At 69.7% G+C, this 14,233-nt stretch carries 15 protein-coding genes; 7 read left to right on the forward strand and 8 right to left on the reverse strand.

Features of this window, described 5'->3' with window-relative positions:
- Window position 1 precedes the first annotated feature (1 nt).
- Window positions 2–796 carry a peptidylprolyl isomerase gene (locus ACFU5V_RS11150; RefSeq protein WP_378699156.1) on the reverse strand — a complete coding sequence of 265 codons (795 nt, stop codon included), beginning with the start codon at window positions 794–796 and terminating at the stop codon, window positions 2–4.
- Window positions 797–818: 22 nt separating this feature from the next.
- Window positions 819–1,697 carry a peptidylprolyl isomerase gene (locus ACFU5V_RS11155; protein WP_378441580.1) on the reverse strand — a complete coding sequence of 293 codons (879 nt, stop codon included), beginning with the start codon at window positions 1,695–1,697 and terminating at the stop codon, window positions 819–821.
- A 177-nt stretch (window positions 1,698–1,874) separates the two neighbouring features.
- Between ACFU5V_RS11155 and ACFU5V_RS11160 the strand changes: the two genes are divergently transcribed.
- Genes ACFU5V_RS11160 through ACFU5V_RS11170 form a run of 3 tightly spaced genes read left to right on the forward strand, consistent with a single transcriptional unit; the run spans window position 1,875 to window position 4,464 of the window.
- Complete coding sequence (locus ACFU5V_RS11160; RefSeq protein ID WP_378441582.1) at window positions 1,875–2,555, forward strand: MBL fold metallo-hydrolase; 681 nt, start codon at window positions 1,875–1,877, stop codon at window positions 2,553–2,555.
- A gap of 15 nt (window positions 2,556–2,570) precedes the next feature.
- The gene (hisS, locus tag ACFU5V_RS11165; RefSeq protein ID WP_378699158.1) at window positions 2,571–3,842 is read left to right on the forward strand and encodes a histidine--tRNA ligase; all 1,272 of its coding nucleotides are present in this window, start codon (window positions 2,571–2,573) and stop codon (window positions 3,840–3,842) included.
- Window positions 3,805–4,464, forward strand: a complete 660-nt coding sequence (locus ACFU5V_RS11170; protein WP_378441586.1) for a hypothetical protein — start codon at window positions 3,805–3,807, stop codon at window positions 4,462–4,464. Before hisS ends, ACFU5V_RS11170 begins: the two co-directional genes overlap by 38 nt.
- Window positions 4,465–4,468: 4 nt before the next feature.
- On the opposite strand, the gene ACFU5V_RS11175 is transcribed toward ACFU5V_RS11170, so the two are convergent.
- From ACFU5V_RS11175 to ACFU5V_RS11185, 3 genes are read right to left on the reverse strand one after another with little or no spacing between them, the layout of a single operon-like run.
- The gene (locus ACFU5V_RS11175) at window positions 4,469–5,854 is read right to left on the reverse strand and encodes a hypothetical protein (RefSeq protein WP_378699159.1); all 1,386 of its coding nucleotides are present in this window, start codon (window positions 5,852–5,854) and stop codon (window positions 4,469–4,471) included.
- Window positions 5,851–6,180 carry a type VII secretion target gene (locus ACFU5V_RS11180; protein WP_378439681.1) on the reverse strand — a complete coding sequence of 110 codons (330 nt, stop codon included), beginning with the start codon at window positions 6,178–6,180 and terminating at the stop codon, window positions 5,851–5,853. Before ACFU5V_RS11180 ends, ACFU5V_RS11175 begins: the two co-directional genes overlap by 4 nt.
- A 60-nt stretch (window positions 6,181–6,240) precedes the next feature.
- Window positions 6,241–6,954, reverse strand: coding sequence for a TetR/AcrR family transcriptional regulator (locus ACFU5V_RS11185; protein ID WP_378699161.1), 714 nt, complete (start codon window positions 6,952–6,954; stop codon window positions 6,241–6,243).
- Window positions 6,955–7,175: 221 nt separating this feature from the next.
- Here ACFU5V_RS11185 and ACFU5V_RS11190 point away from each other — a divergent pair, with 221 nt between their 5' ends.
- The 4 genes from ACFU5V_RS11190 to ACFU5V_RS11205 are packed head-to-tail and all read left to right on the forward strand — an operon-like array spanning window position 7,176 to window position 12,196.
- Window positions 7,176–8,714 (forward strand): amino acid permease, encoded by a 1,539-nt coding sequence (locus ACFU5V_RS11190; RefSeq protein ID WP_378699623.1) that lies wholly within the window; start codon window positions 7,176–7,178, stop codon window positions 8,712–8,714.
- Between the two features lies 1 nt (window position 8,715).
- Window positions 8,716–9,561, forward strand: coding sequence for an urea amidolyase associated protein UAAP1 (locus tag ACFU5V_RS11195; protein WP_378439686.1), 846 nt, complete (start codon window positions 8,716–8,718; stop codon window positions 9,559–9,561).
- Window positions 9,558–10,214, forward strand: coding sequence for an urea amidolyase associated protein UAAP2 (locus ACFU5V_RS11200; protein ID WP_378699163.1), 657 nt, complete (start codon window positions 9,558–9,560; stop codon window positions 10,212–10,214). The genes ACFU5V_RS11195 and ACFU5V_RS11200 overlap by 4 nt, the downstream gene beginning before the upstream one ends.
- Window positions 10,211–12,196 carry a 5-oxoprolinase/urea amidolyase family protein gene (locus ACFU5V_RS11205; protein ID WP_378439691.1) on the forward strand — a complete coding sequence of 662 codons (1,986 nt, stop codon included), beginning with the start codon at window positions 10,211–10,213 and terminating at the stop codon, window positions 12,194–12,196. The genes ACFU5V_RS11200 and ACFU5V_RS11205 overlap by 4 nt, the downstream gene beginning before the upstream one ends.
- 51 nt (window positions 12,197–12,247) lie before the next feature.
- On the opposite strand, the gene ACFU5V_RS11210 is transcribed toward ACFU5V_RS11205, so the two are convergent.
- From ACFU5V_RS11210 to ACFU5V_RS11220, 3 genes are read right to left on the reverse strand one after another with little or no spacing between them, the layout of a single operon-like run.
- Window positions 12,248–12,724, reverse strand: a complete 477-nt coding sequence (locus ACFU5V_RS11210) for an SRPBCC family protein (RefSeq protein ID WP_378439693.1) — start codon at window positions 12,722–12,724, stop codon at window positions 12,248–12,250.
- Complete coding sequence (locus tag ACFU5V_RS11215; RefSeq protein WP_378439695.1) at window positions 12,721–13,077, reverse strand: ArsR/SmtB family transcription factor; 357 nt, start codon at window positions 13,075–13,077, stop codon at window positions 12,721–12,723. The genes ACFU5V_RS11210 and ACFU5V_RS11215 overlap by 4 nt, the downstream gene beginning before the upstream one ends.
- A gap of 56 nt (window positions 13,078–13,133) precedes the next feature.
- Window positions 13,134–14,219 (reverse strand): dihydrodipicolinate reductase, encoded by a 1,086-nt coding sequence (locus tag ACFU5V_RS11220; protein ID WP_378699166.1) that lies wholly within the window; start codon window positions 14,217–14,219, stop codon window positions 13,134–13,136.
- Window positions 14,220–14,233 lie beyond the last annotated feature (14 nt).

Consider the following 14,233-nt stretch of genomic DNA (forward strand, 5'->3'; position numbering starts at 1 on the left):
GTCAGCCGACCTTCGCGGTCTCGATCTGCACCGGGGTGTTCGGCTTGCCGCCGCCTGCGGACATGGATCCGTCGTCGCCGTCCGCCGCGATCTTCTCGACGGTCGCGAGGCCCTCCTCGGAGATCGACCCGAAGACGGTGTAGTTGGGCGGGAGCACCGAGTCGGCGTAGACGAGGAAGAACTGGCTGCCGTTGCTGCCGGGCTGCCCGCTGTTGGCCATCGCGACGGTGCCGCGGGGGTAGACCACCGGATTCGCGAGTGCCGGATCGTTCGGCGCGAACGCGGTCTCCGGGTACTCCGTGTCGAATCCGTAGCCCGGGCCGCCGGTGCCCGACCCGCTCGGGTCGCCGCACTGCAGCACCTGCAGACCCACTTCGGTCGTCAGCCGGTGGCAGGGGGTGTCGTCGAAGTATCCCTGCTGGGCCAGGCTGGTGAAGCTGTTCACCGTGCACGGGGCCTCGGCGCGGTCCAGGACCAGCCCGATCGGTCCGGCGCTGGTCTGGAGATCCACAGGAACCGTGCCCACCGTGGACACACCGGACGTGGGCGGCGGGGTGACGTCCTTGACGGCGGGCCGCCCCGCCGGGTACGTGCAGTCCACGGTGGCCCCGGCGGGAGCCGGGACCGCGGGGAGCGTGCCGAACCTGGACAGATCGAGCGACTGCTCCGCCGCGCTCGTGGCGGCCGCCTTCGACGAGGTGCCGGTCGACGAGCCGCCGGAGTCGGACGAATCCGAACAGCCGGCGAGGAGGACCGCGAGGCTCACGCCTGCGACGAGAATCGAGGTGCGTTTCATCGGTCCATCCTCACACGAGACGTCAGTCCATCCGGACGGACGTGATGTCGATCGGCAGGTTGGGCTTGCCGCCGCCGGCCTGCATCGATCCGTCGTCGCCGGCCGCCGCGACCTTCTCGATGGTCGCGAGACCGGTCTCGTCGACCTTTCCGAACGCGGTGTACTGCGGGGGCAGCTGCGAGTCGGCGTAGACGAGGAAGAACTGGCTGCCGTTGCTGTCGGGCTGACCGCTGTTGGCCATCGCGATGGTGCCGCGCGGGTACGTCACCGGAACCTGCAGCGACGGGTCGGACGCCTCGTACTGGTCGGTGGGGAATTCGTTGGCGAACCCGTAGCCCGGTCCGCCGGTGCCCGCGCCGGTGGGATCGCCGCACTGCAGGACCTTCAGTCCCTCGGACGTGACGAGCCGGTGGCAGGGGGTGTTGTCGAAGTAGTTCTGGCTCGCCAGGCTCAGGAAGTTGTTGACCGTGCAGGGGGAGTCGGCGTTGTCCAGGACCAGGCCGATATTGCCCTGCGTCGTCTGCATGCTGACGCTGACTTCCCGGAGCGTGGTGTCGATCTCGTCGGTGCGCGGCGGGTTCACCTGCTTCGCCGGCGGCTGACCGTCGGGGGTGTACGTGCACGACACCTTCTCGGGCAGCGGTTCGGACCGGCCTGCGGGCATCACACCGGGCGACTGCGGTGATGCCGTCACCGACTCCGCCGCCGATGCCTCCGTCGCCTCGTCGTCGCCGCGGGTGAGGGAGAAGACGACGGCGCCGGCGGCCACCACGAGCACGACACCGAGCACCGAACCGGCGATGGTCAGCTGCTTACGCTTGCGTGCTCTGTCGGCGCGGCGTTCGAGCTGACGCTCGAGCTTTCGTTTCGCTGCTTCCCGGCGCTGCTCGTTGCTCGGCACTGCGGTGGTCCTCCCGTGTCGGTCTGGCTGGAAGTCGGTCGATAGGGCAGGTGGCCGGTGCGAACTGCCCCCGGCACACGACCTCCAGAGTCTGCCATCCGAACCTGAGAACATCCTGGCGGGGCGGCGGCTTAGGCTGTAGCGACTGCAAGGACCACTCGAACAGGAGCGTCGCGCGTGCTCGTCACAGGATTCCCGGCCGGGATGTTTCAGACCAACTGCTACATCCTCGCCCAGGACGACGCCCCGGAGTGCGTCGTCGTCGACCCAGGACAGGACGCCGCCGAACCGCTGTTCGAGTTCCTGGACCAGTCGAATCTGACCCCGACGGCGGTCCTGCTGACCCACGGTCATCTCGACCACGTCTGGAACGCCTACGACGTGTGCGAGAAGTTCGGGATCCCCGCGTACATCCACCCCGAGGACCGGTACATGCTGTCGGACCCCGGCCGCGGCATCGGCCCGACGATGAAACCGTTCATCGAGGGCATGACGTTCGTCGAGCCCGGCGAGGTCATCGAACTGGCCGACGGCGACGTGCTCGAACAGGCCGGGATGTCGTTCGCCGTCGATCACACGCCGGGGCACACGCAGGGGTCCGTCGTCTTCCGGACCCGGGTCGACACCGAGAACGGCCCCGTCGAGATCGCCCTCACCGGTGACACGCTGTTCCAGGGATCGATCGGCCGCAGCGACCTGCCCGGCGGCAACCACGAACAGTTGCTGCAGTCGATCGCCGACAAGCTTCTGGTCCTCGCCGACGACACGGCGGTCCTCCCCGGGCACGGCGGCTCGAGCACCGTCGGCGCCGAACGTGGGTCGAACCCGTTTCTCGTTGGACTCCCGGGATCGAAATAAGGAAAAGTAACGACAGTGAGCAAAGCCAGCACCTTCTCCGCCCCCAAGGGCGTCCCCGATTACGTCCCGCCGCAGTCGTCCGAGTTCGTCGCGGTCCGTGACGGACTCACGCGCGCCGCGCGTCTGGCCGGATACGGCCACATCGAACTGCCCATCTTCGAGGACACCGCGTTGTTCGCTCGGGGTGTCGGTGAGTCCACCGACGTCGTCAGCAAGGAGATGTACACGTTCGCCGACCGCGGTGATCGTTCGGTGACACTGCGGCCCGAGGGCACCGCGGGCGTCATGCGGGCCGTGATCGAGCACGGCCTGGACCGCGGCCAGCTGCCGGTGAAGCTGAGCTACGCCGGCCCGTTCTTCCGTTACGAGCGGCCGCAGGCCGGCCGGTATCGCCAGCTGCAGCAGGTCGGGGTGGAGGCCATCGGCGTCGACGACCCGGCACTCGACGCCGAGGTCATCGCCGTCGCCGACGCCGGTTTCCGCGGCCTCGGTCTCGAGGGTTTCCGGCTGGAGATCACGTCCCTCGGCGACGACACGTGCCGTCCGCAATACCGGGAACGGTTGCAGGAGTTCCTGTTCGCGCTCCCCCTCGACGAGGAGACCCGCCGACGGGCGGAGATCAACCCGCTGCGGGTGCTCGACGACAAGCGCAAGGAGGTGCGCGAGATGACGGCGGACGCCCCGCTCATGCTCGATCACCTCTCGGACACGGCGAAGGCGCACTTCGACGAGGTGCTCGCGCACCTCGACGCGCTGGGGGTGCCGTACGTGGTCAACCCGCGGATGGTCCGCGGCCTCGACTACTACACGAAGACGACGTTCGAGTTCGTCCACGACGGTCTCGGCGCGCAGTCGGGTATCGGCGGCGGCGGACGGTACGACGGTCTGATGGCCCAGCTGGGTGGTCAGCCGTTGTCCGGCATCGGTTTCGGGCTCGGTGTCGACCGCACCGTCCTCGCGCTCGCCGCGGAAGGCAAGACCGCGGGCTCGACGGCCCGCTGCGACGTCTTCGGCGTCCCGCTGGGCGAGGACGCGAAGGCGAAACTGGTGGTGGTCGCGCAGCAGTTGCGCGCCCAGGGAATTCGAGTCGATCTCGCGTACGGCAACCGCGGCGTGAAGGGCGCGATGAAGGCCGCCGACCGGTCCGGCGCCGCGCTGGCGCTGGTGCTCGGCGACCGCGACATCGCCGAGGGCACGGTGGGAATCAAGAATCTCGCGACCGGCGATCAGGAATCGGTGTCGTCGGCGGATGTTGTCGCGCGCGTCGGAGCCATCCTTGGCGCCTGACGACACCGCGCCGGTGTCGCTCGATCTCGTCCCGATCGCGTTGATCGCACCGCGGCTCAAGAAGGTCGCGGCGATCGCCGTGCTGATCGGTGTCGTGGTCGGCGTCGTCGTCGGGTTCTTCGGTCCGGTGTGGGTCGGTGTGACGGTCGGGGCCGTGATCGCCGTCCCGACCGCCGCGTCCGCGCTCCTCACGTTGCGGCGTCGCATCACGCTGCAGGCCGGGCGGATCCGGTCGACGGGCGGACTGCGCAGCCGGCACGTCGACGTCACCCGCGCGGTCGCCGCGGAACTGGTGGTCCGTTCGGCCCGGGTCAGTGAGGTGAGCGTGCGGATCACGGATCCCGACGGGAGCCTCGCGGTTCCGCTCGCCCTCTACACGACGGACGGCGGCCGGGAACTCGAGATCCTCGGGCTCCGCCGGCTCGCCGACGCCCTGACGACCAGCGAACTCGTGCCGGCCGCCGCGATTGCGTCGGTCCTCATCGAGCAACTCCGCGCGGAAGCGCGTGGCGCGGCCCTGCCCGAACGCGCGTTGTTCCGGGCCGTGGAACTGGTGCGTTCGGAGGGCCGCGTGCCGACCACCACGCTCACCGATCACGAGGTGGCGGCACTGCTCGACTGAGTGATCAGCCGCGATCGCCGAACGCGGCGTCGTCGAGATCCTCGCCGCCGATCACGGCGGGCGCGACCATCGGCAGGTCGCCGGCGAACGCGTTGTTCTCGCCGGCGTTGACGAGGTAGCTCGGAGTGGACCGGCCGCTCAGCTGTTCGTCGCCGCCGCGCCCGGCGCCCGCCATGCCGGTCCCGCCCATTGCCCCGCCCGGTGCGAGAGGGGACGAGGCGGCCGGAGTGGCGCCGGGTACCGGAGCGGTGCCCGGTGTCGTCGGGGTCGCGGTCGCCGGCGGCACGATCGCCCCGGAAACCGCTCCGCGGGGTACCGAACCGCTTCCCGCCGAGGCGCTGCCGCCGTACAGGCCGATGCCCGCGCCGCCGGCCGTGCCCACCGCGCCGGGAACTCCGCCCGCGGCCCCGTGTGCCGCGGTGGCGCCGGATTTCGCCGCGACGGTGTCGGCGGGGAGATCGGACGCGGAGGCACTGGCCGCCTGGGTGCTCGCCGACACCAGGTCGCCGACACCGTCGGTGACGGTGGAGATCATCGGTTTGCCGACACCCTCGATCACGGTGGAGGCGATGGCGAACGGTGATGTCGGGGCGGCGCCCGCCATCGCTGCGGGCGCCGGCGGCGGCGGAACCGGAACGGGCGCGGCCAGACCGTTCATCGTGAGGGTCTGCTCGTTCAGTTCGGTGCGCGTCTGGGTCACGACCCCGATGGCCGCCTTGAGGTGCTCGGCCGCGGACGCGAGAAGCATCGCCTGCCCGGGCGGCGTCAGTACCATCGGCGCGGCGGCGACCGCGGTGGCCGCGAACGACTCCGAGATCGTCATCAGGTTCGCGTTGCCCCGGGCCACGGACGCGGCGGCGGTCTGGGTGGTGGTCGAGATCTCCGTGCCACGTTCGCTCAGTTCGGTGCCGCTCGCCTGGGCCTGCACACCCTGGGACTGCGCTGCCTGCGCCGCCTGACTCTGCCAGATCTGGTCGAGGACCTTCAGGCCCGACAGGCTCATCGACATCGCCTGGTCGATCAGGCCCGAGGACATGTCGAGGACGGACGTGGGGTCGAATGCGCCGAACGTGCCGGTGCCGAAGCTCCCGGCGAGATCGGTGAGCGGCTTGAACAATTCGTCCACACCCGGCAGTGCGGGCAGAGCGTGCCCCTGCAGCAGAGCCTCGACCGGGTTCGGTGGCAGGGGCGGCAACGACGGCAGGGCCGGTAGAGGTGGCAGCTCACCGAGCGGCGCATCCAGTAACGGGCCGAGCGGGGAATTCTGCACGGCCTCGAGCGGGGTGTTCGGCAATGGTGTGGCGAGGGCGTCGCCGACGGGTGAGCCCTGGATCAGGTCGAGGATCGATCCGGGCGCGGCGGGCTGTCCGGCGGATTCGGGGGACGTCATGCGAGGCCCCCGAGCGTGTCGCCGACGGCGCCGAGCGCGGCGCCGTTGGCGCCGTCGACGGAATCGTAGGACTGGGCGGTGGCGTGGGCCGCGATCGCGGTCTGCGCGTAGTGCGTTGCGAGTTCGGCGACCGAAGCGGCGTGACTTGCCTGCGCGGCAGCGAATGACGCGAGAAAGTCGGCTCCGATCGGGCCGAACACGGGCGCGAGCGCCGCGAGATTCGCGCCGAGATCGAGTGCGGCGGCGCTGGTGATCTGTTCGGCGGCCTGCGCAGCGGTGGCGCCGTATTTCCTGATGCCGTCCGTGACGACGAAGACTTCGCTCAAGATAACCCCCCAGTGACTAAGCGTTCGCCAGACTTTATCGCACGGGGACGACATGCACGGCTAGAGGTGAACGGATGTTCCGCCCTCGGTCTCGGCGAGCAGTGCGCGCGACTTCGCCCGGATGTCGTCCAGCGGTTCCGTCCATCCGAGTGCGCGGAGGCAGGTGTCGGCGAGGAGTCCGGCAGCGCCCTCGTTCTCGGGCCCGGGGAGCAGTCCGCGTTCGATGTCGGCGCGGGTTGCGATGGCGCTCTCGACGATTCGGAACGGCAGGTCGGCCAGGGCGGGGAAGGTGCTGCCGGAGACGCCGGTGATTTCCGTGAGCGCCCGGTCCGCCAGCTGCCGATAGTGACCGCGCAGCAGGGTGCGCTGGGTGCGGAACGGCTCGAACCGATCGGTCAGCAGTTCCGGGAGAAGGTACAGCGCACCGAGATTCCATCTGGTGGCCGTCAGTTGCGTGACGTCGTAGGTGGCCAGCGCATGCAGGCGCACCGTGGCGGCGGCGTCGGCGTCGGCGCCGGTGAGCCGCTCGGCGGCGGCGAGCGCGGGGGAGACCGTTTCCTCGAGCAGCGCCGCCAGGATCTCCTCCTTGTTGGGAAAGTGGTGGTAGAGCGACGCCTGCCGGATGCCGACCATCTCCGCGATCCGCCGGGTCGAGGTGGCGGCGAAACCCTTGGTGGTGAACAACTCTCCGGCGGCGTCGAGGATCTCCTCGGGAGTGGTCTGCCCTGGTCTGCGCTGACTGGTCAGTCGGGGTCGTCCCGGCCCTGTGGTCACCGCTCCATGATGTCAGGTCCTGTCCGGACCCGACCCCGACCATCCTCCGTGAGGGTTTCGTCACGCGGCCGAAACGTCGGCAACGATGCTGTTACGGCGGACCGTGATCTGGATACGCGGGCGTCACCCATCGAGGCCTCTCCGCGAGAAAACTATCGAGCGACAGATATTGCTCTCGCCGAAGGAGTACGCCCTTGAGTACACCCACAAGGACTGCGCACGTGCTGTCCGCGCCGGCTCCCGCACCTCCCCGTCCGGCCGGCGTCGACGACACGGGCGACCTCGGCGAATTCGGCTACGAGCAGCAGCTTCACCGCTCGCTGGGTAAATTCGCGTCGTTCGCCGCCGGCTTCTCGTTCGTCTCCATCCTCACCACCATCTTCCAGCTGTTCGGCCTCGGATTCGGCTTCGCCGGGCCGGCCTTCTTCTGGACGTGGCCGGTGGTGTTCGCCGGCCAGTTCATGGTGGCGCTCAACTTCGCCGAACTGGCCGCCCGGTACCCCATCTCCGGGGCGATCTACCAGTGGTCGCGCCGGATGGCCGGTGAGATCGTCGGCTGGTTCGCCGGCTGGTTCATGATCCTCGCGCAGATGGTGACGGCGTCCGCCGCGGCCATCGCCCTGCAGGTCGTCCTCCCCAATGTGTGGAGCGGGTTCCAGATCATCGGCGACGACAGCACATTGACGTCCGCGAGCGGTGCGTCGAACGCGGTGCTGCTGGGCTCCGTCCTCCTCGTGCTGACGACGTTCATCAACTGCATCGGCGTCAACTGGATGTCCCGGATCAACAACATCGGGGTCACCTGCGAGATCATCGGCGTCATCGCGGTGATCGGCATGTTCCTCACGCACGCCCAGCGCGGACCGGACGTCGTGTTCGACGCCGGCACGGCGGGAGCGTCGCCCGGTTACGGCTGGGCGTGGATCGTGTCCGGGCTGATGGCGGCGTACGTGATGGTGGGATTCGGCTCCGCGGGCGAGCTCGCCGAGGAGACACGGAATCCGCGCCGGGTGGCGCCGCGCACGATCCGCCTCGCGCTGTCCGTGTCGGCGCTCGGCGGCGGGCTGATGATCATCGGTGCACTGATGGCCGCGCCCAGCCTCACGGACGGGCGCCTCGCCGCGGAAGGTCTGCCGTACGTGCTGTCGTCGATCCTCGGCTCGCCGTGGGGCACGCTCCTGCTCGTCGACGTCGCGATCGCCGTGTTCGTGTGCACCCTCGCCATCCAGACGGCGGCATCGCGGCTGGTGTTCTCGATGGCCCGCGACGGGCGCCTGCCCGCCTCGCGGATTCTGTCGAACGTGAACACCCGCACGGGAACACCCGTGGCGCCGTCCGTCCTGATCGGCCTGGTCTGCGTCGGCATCCTCGCCGTCAACGTCGGGAACTCCGCGATCTTCGCGACCCTGTCGAGCGTCTGCATCATCCTGATCTACCTCGCCTACCTGATGGTCACCGTGCCGCTGCTGCTGCGCAGGCTGAAGGGCTGGCCGCACGGCGGACCGCAGGTCGACGCGGACGGGCGGACGTTGTTCTCGCTCGGACGGTTCGGGCTTCCCGTCAACATCCTGGCCGTCGGCTACGGCGCGGCGATGGTCGTCAACCTGTCCTGGCCGCGCGCCGAGATCTTCGACCCCAGCGGCGACTACCCCCTGCTGCGGTGGGCCGCCCCCGTCACCGTCGCCGCCGTGGTCGCGCTCGGAATCGCGTGCTTCCCCCGTGGCCGCACCACACCCAACCCCGTCACGATCGGAGCCTGACATGACCTCAGTGGACACCTCGACCACCAGCGCGGCGAGGGAACACGCGCGCGCCCAGTCGGGAGTGGTCACCGACTCGATGCCGGTGGTCCCCGCGTCGTCCTGGCCCACCCCTCCTTCCGACGTCGATCCGGCGCTGCTGACGTGGGCGGAGACCGTCCCCGGCGGCCGGTACACCACGAAGGTGCTCGCCCGGGGAACGCGACTGCGACTGCGGGACGTCGACGGCCGGGCCTGCGCCCACCTGCTGCTGTACCGGGCGGACGCGCCGTGGGAGCGGCTCAACGTCGCCGACACGGTGAAGGTGCCCTGGCAGGCGTACACGGGGACCGGGCATCCACTGCTGTCCGATCAGGGGCGCGTGCTCGCGACCGTCGTCTCGGACGGGTCGGGGCGGCACGACGCCCTCTGCGGCACCACGTCGCTCGCCACGAACACCGCGAAATACGGTGACGGCAGCCTGCATTCGGAGTCTCCGGCCGGCCGTGAACTCTTCACGGTGGCCGCCGCGAAGCACGGACTCGAACGTCGCGACCTCCCAGCGTCGCTGTCGTTCTTCCACGGGGTGCGGGTGGGTGCGGACGGATCGCTGAGCAGCATCGGATCCGCCGGCGCGGACACCGCCGTCGAACTCGTGATCCACCTCCCGGTGATCGTCCTGATCGCCAACACGGCGCACCCTCTGGATCCGTCGCCGACGTACGACACGACCGCGCTCGAAGTGCTCGCCTGGACCGGCGCCGACGTGGCCGAGCCCGTCGACGCCGACCCGGAGTACCGGCGCGCCTTCCTCAACACCGAAGACGTCTGGGCTGCCGCGCAGCGCCAGGGACGGGAGCAGGCATGACCACCACCATCGAGACCGCGCCACTGGTACCGGGAACGGTGATCCTGGACGAGGAGGTCGGCGCCCGCGGACCCTGGTCCGCCGTCGTCGCGGGCGGCGACGTCCTGACCATCGTGGATCTGTGCGGCAACCAGGCCGTCGACACCCTGATCTACGCGGCCGACGACCACCGGCAGCGCTACTCGGCCGCCGCGACGGTGTCGGCGCAGCGAAATCTGTTCCTGACCACGGGAAGTGTGCTCCGCACCGACGATCACGACGCGCTGATGACACTCGTCGCCGACGAGGTCGGCTCGCACGACACGGTGGGCGGAGCCTGCTCCCAGGAGTCGAACACCCTGCGGTACGGCCACCACACCAAGCATCAGCACGCCTGCGTCGAGAACTTCCTCGCGGAAGGGGCGCGGTGGGGGATCGGCAAGCGGGATCTGGTGTCGAACATCAACTTCTTCATGAACGTGCCCGTCGACGCCGACGGCACACTCGGCATCGTCGACGGCCTGTCCGCACCCGGCCGCCGGCTCGCGCTCCGCGCGGACCGCGACGTTCTGGTACTGGTGTCCAATTGCCCGCAGATCAACAACCCCTGCAACGGTTTCGATCCGACGCCGGTGCGGATGATCGTGACCCGGCCGGCGGGAGCTCCCGCATGAGCGCCAAGATCACGGTTCAGCGGCCCGGGATGCTCACCACGGTGCAGGACTTCCCGGGCCGGACCGGGTACTGGCACGTCGGGGTACCGCCGTCAGGGCCGATGGACGACCTGTCGTTCCGGCTCGGGAACACCGCGCTCGGCAACGACGAGGGCGCCGCCGGAATCGAATGCGCCATGTCCGGCCCAGCGTTGCAGTTCGACGAGGAGACGGTGGTCTGCGTGACCGGTGCGCCCGCCCCGGTCACGGTCGACGGTGTGCTGCACGCGCAGTGGCGTCCGGTCCGGGTTCCGGCGGGCGGGACCCTGGACGTCGGCGCGGTCGCCGGGCCCGGCTTGCGCATCTACCTCCTCGTCCAGGGCGGGCTCGACGTCGAGAACTTCCTCGGCAGCGCCTCGACGTTCACACTGGGCAAGTTCGGCGGTCATCAGGGCCGCACGCTGCGCCAAGGCGATGTGCTCGCGGTCGGTGAGCACGACGGCACCCGCACGGCCGCCGTTCCCGCAGAACACGTCCCCGCCCTGTGCCGTCGCTGGGAGATCGCGGTCACCGAGGGCCCGCACGGCGCACCCGAATTCTTCACCCGCGCCGACATCGACACGCTGTACCGGACCGACTACGAGGTGCATTTCAACTCGGACCGCACCGGGGTGCGGTTGATCGGGCCCAAACCCGACTGGGCTCGCACCGACGGCGGCGAGGCGGGACTGCACCCGTCCAACATCCACGACAACGCGTATTCGGTCGGCGCACTGGACTTCACGGGAGACACCCCGATCCTCCTGGGCCCGGACGGGCCGAGCCTCGGCGGGTTCGTGTGCCCCGTCACGGTCGTCGCCGCGGAACGCTGGAAACTCGGACAACTGGCGCCCGGCGACACGGTGCGCTTCGTGCCGATCCGGGCCGACCGGGCCGCGTCCACGCGTGCGCTGGGGCCTGCGCGGCGGGCGGCGTTCTCGACGGTCTTCTCCACCACCGGTGACCGGGACGACGGTGTGATCGCCCGGCGCGACGGCGAGACCGCCGTGACGTACCGGCGGTCCGGCGACGACAACGTGCTGGTCGAGTACGGCGACATGAGCCTCGACCTCGCCTTGCGGGCCCGCGCACACGCGCTGCATCAGCGCCTCGAGGTCGCGAAACCGGCCGGGCTTCTCGACCTGACACCCGGCATCCGGTCGTTGCAGGTGCGGGTCGACCCCGACGTGCTGCCGATCCCGAAGTTGATGGGGCTGCTCGCCGAGGCGGAGGGCGCGCTGCCCGCGGCGAACGAACTCGTGGTGCCGAGTCGGTCCGTGCGGATGCCGCTGTCGTGGGACGACCCCTCGACGCGGGAGGCGATCCAGCGGTACATGCACGGTGTCCGCGCCGACGCGCCGTGGTGCCCGTGGAACATCGAATTCATCCGCCGCATGAACGGCCTCGGCAGCGTCGACGACGTCTTCGACACCGTCTTCGGGGCGGAGTACATGGTGCTCGGACTCGGCGACGTCTACCTCGGCGCGCCCGTCGCGACACCCCTGGACCCGCGGCATCGGCTGGTCACCACGAAGTACAACCCCGCCCGCACGTGGACGCCGGAGAACGCGGTCGGCATCGGTGGGGCATACCTCTGCATCTACGGGATGGAGGGCCCCGGCGGCTACCAGTTCGTCGGCCGCACCACCCAGGTGTGGAACCATCGGCACCCCGAGAAGTCCGGACCGTTCGAGGACGGCACCCCCTGGCTGCTGCGCTTCTTCGACCGGATCTCCTGGTACCCCGTGGAACCGGACGAGCTGATGGACCTGCGATCCGACGTCGCCGCCGGCCGCGGCGGCGGAATCGAGATCACGGAGGGCACGTTCTCGCTCGCCGAGCACCAGCAATTCCTCGCGGCCAATGCCGAATCGATCGGCGGATTCCGAGCCGAACAGGCCGTCGCGTTCGCCGCCGAGCGGCAGCGATGGTCCGCGGCAGGGGAATTCGCGACGGTGGACTGAACCTGCGCTGGTCACGCGCCCAAGACTCTTGCGCATGTCCGGCCTCCTCGGTTACACCTGTCGTTCGGCGAGTTCGGCGAGTTGCTCCGTGACGGTGCCCCAGCCGTCGTAGAAGCCCATTTCTTCGTGGGTGTTCCGGTCGGAGTTGTTCTTGTGCATCACGTGGGCGACGTATTCGGTGCCCGTCGGATGGTCGGTCAACGTGATGATCGCGGTCATGAACGGCTGTTCGGCGGGTCGCCAGCCACCGACGAGGGAGTTGGTGAACACGATGCGTTCGAGTTCGTCGACGGCGAGGAAGCAGCCGCTCAGGTGGGGCACGAATTCGCCTCCGTCCTCGCTGATCTGGGTGGTGAGCGCGCCGCCCGGGCGCAGTTCCATGTCGACGACCCGGCACCGGGAGGGCGCGGGGACCCACCATTGTTCGAAGCTGGCGGGGTCGGTCCAGGCGCGCCACACGACGGCCCGGGGCGCCCGGATGATGCGCGAAATCGTGAGGTCGAGATCGGGTCTCGCTGTGTCGGTCATTGCGGGGTGTCCTTCGCGTGAGTGGTGACTGTGTGTTCGGTGACGAATTGTTCGAGCCTGTCGGTGCGGCCCTCCCAGAGTTCCTGTTGCTCCGCGAGCCACGATTCGACTGCCGTGAACGGCGCCTTCTCGATCGTGCACGTCCGTACCCGGCCTTCCTTGCGTGTCCGGATCCACCCGCTGTTCTCCAGGAAGTGGATGTGCTTCATGAAGGAGGGCAGGGCCATGTCGAACGGTTTCGCGAGTTCGCCGACCGTGGCCGGGCCGCGGCTCAGGCGGCCGAGCACCGCCCGCCGGGTGGGGTCGGCGAGCGCCTGGAAGATGCCGTTCAGCTGCTCCGGATACTGAGCCACAAGGCAAAGTATTCACCGCGACGACAGTTAGCGCAAGGGCTCACTGTCGGGGTGGGTCAGCCGAGTTTGCCGTGACCGGGAACGAGCGGGACGTCCAGGGCGTCGTAGAGCCCCGGCGCGGCCGTCCGCAGCCACGGAATCGCGTTGACCAGGCGCCCCACCGCGGTGGCATTGCCACCGGCCGCCCGATTGCCGCCCTCGTCGGTGGCCTCCACATTGACCTGGATCCGTGGGCGGCCCTCGATGATCACCTTGTGGGCGCCGTCCCCGCCGTCCGGTGGCACTGGCCAGTCCGGGGCGCACGACGGGTGGATCCGCGTCACGTGCTCGATGACGATGCGGGGTTCGCCGCCCACGATGCCCTGGACCTCGAAACGCAGTGCCCCCTGGGTGCCCGCCTCGAACTCGCCCATGAGCTCGGTCATGATCGTCTCCTCGAGCGGCCGGCGGAGCAGCGTCTCCCGGATCTCGTCGAGTTCCACCCCGAGAGCGCGGGCGATCAGCCGGATCTGCCCGCCCCACACCATCGTCGGCACCGTCGCCGCGACCATTGGCGGTTCGTAGTCCATCGGCTGGCCCATGCCGACGAGGTACCGCACCGAATCGTGTTGGTCGTACGTGGTGTAGTCGAAGATCTCCTGGCAGCGGATCCGATCGATCGTGCCCGCCAGGCCCGTCATCAGGACCGGCAGGATGTCGTTGCCCCATCCCGGATCCACGCCCGACACGAACAGCGCGCCGCCGCCGGACTTCGCGGCCGCCTCGATCGGGTCGCGCAATTCGGCCGGCGCAGTGCGGTGGTCGTAGAGCGCATAGATCGACGGGGTCACGACGACCGCCCCGGCATTCAACGCGCGGGTGATGTCGGCCGCGGCATCGTCCGGGCGGATGTCACCCGACGCGGCGTAGACGACGGCGCCGGGAGAGTTCGCGAGCACGGCGCCGGCATCGTCGGTTGCCGCCACCCCGAGCGAGCGGCCGAGGCGCGCGAGGTCGCCGGCGTCGCGTCCGACCTTCTCCGGGTTCGCCACGAGCACCGCCGACAGTTCGAGTCCGGGGTGGGCGTCGACGGCGCGGATCGCCGCCCGCCCCACGTTCCCGGTTCCCCACACCACGGTCCGGATCTTCCCCTGGTCGGCCATGAAATCGGACCCTA

This window comes from Rhodococcus sp. NPDC057529 (assembly GCF_042802055.1).
In the GTDB taxonomy this organism is placed as follows: Bacteria; Actinomycetota; Actinomycetes; order Mycobacteriales; family Mycobacteriaceae; genus Rhodococcus_F.

Bases quoted from the DNA above. Each gene is read 5' to 3' on its own strand.
- ACFU5V_RS11150 (WP_378699156.1), bottom strand. From the start codon at position 796: ATGAAACGCACCTCGATTCTCGTCGCAGGCGTGAGCCTCGCGGTCCTC.
- ACFU5V_RS11175 (WP_378699159.1), bottom strand. From the start codon at position 5,854: ATGACGTCCCCCGAATCCGCCGGACAGCCCGCCGCGCCCGGATCGATC.
- ACFU5V_RS11195 (WP_378439686.1), top strand. From the start codon at position 8,716: ATGACCTCAGTGGACACCTCGACCACCAGCGCGGCGAGGGAACACGCG.
- ACFU5V_RS11210 (WP_378439693.1), bottom strand. From the start codon at position 12,724: ATGACCGACACAGCGAGACCCGATCTCGACCTCACGATTTCGCGCATC.
- ACFU5V_RS11205 (WP_378439691.1), top strand. From the start codon at position 10,211: ATGAGCGCCAAGATCACGGTTCAGCGGCCCGGGATGCTCACCACGGTG.
- ACFU5V_RS11220 (WP_378699166.1), bottom strand. From the start codon at position 14,219: ATGGCCGACCAGGGGAAGATCCGGACCGTGGTGTGGGGAACCGGGAAC.
- ACFU5V_RS11170 (WP_378441586.1), top strand. From the start codon at position 3,805: ATGTTGTCGCGCGCGTCGGAGCCATCCTTGGCGCCTGACGACACCGCG.
- ACFU5V_RS11200 (WP_378699163.1), top strand. From the start codon at position 9,558: ATGACCACCACCATCGAGACCGCGCCACTGGTACCGGGAACGGTGATC.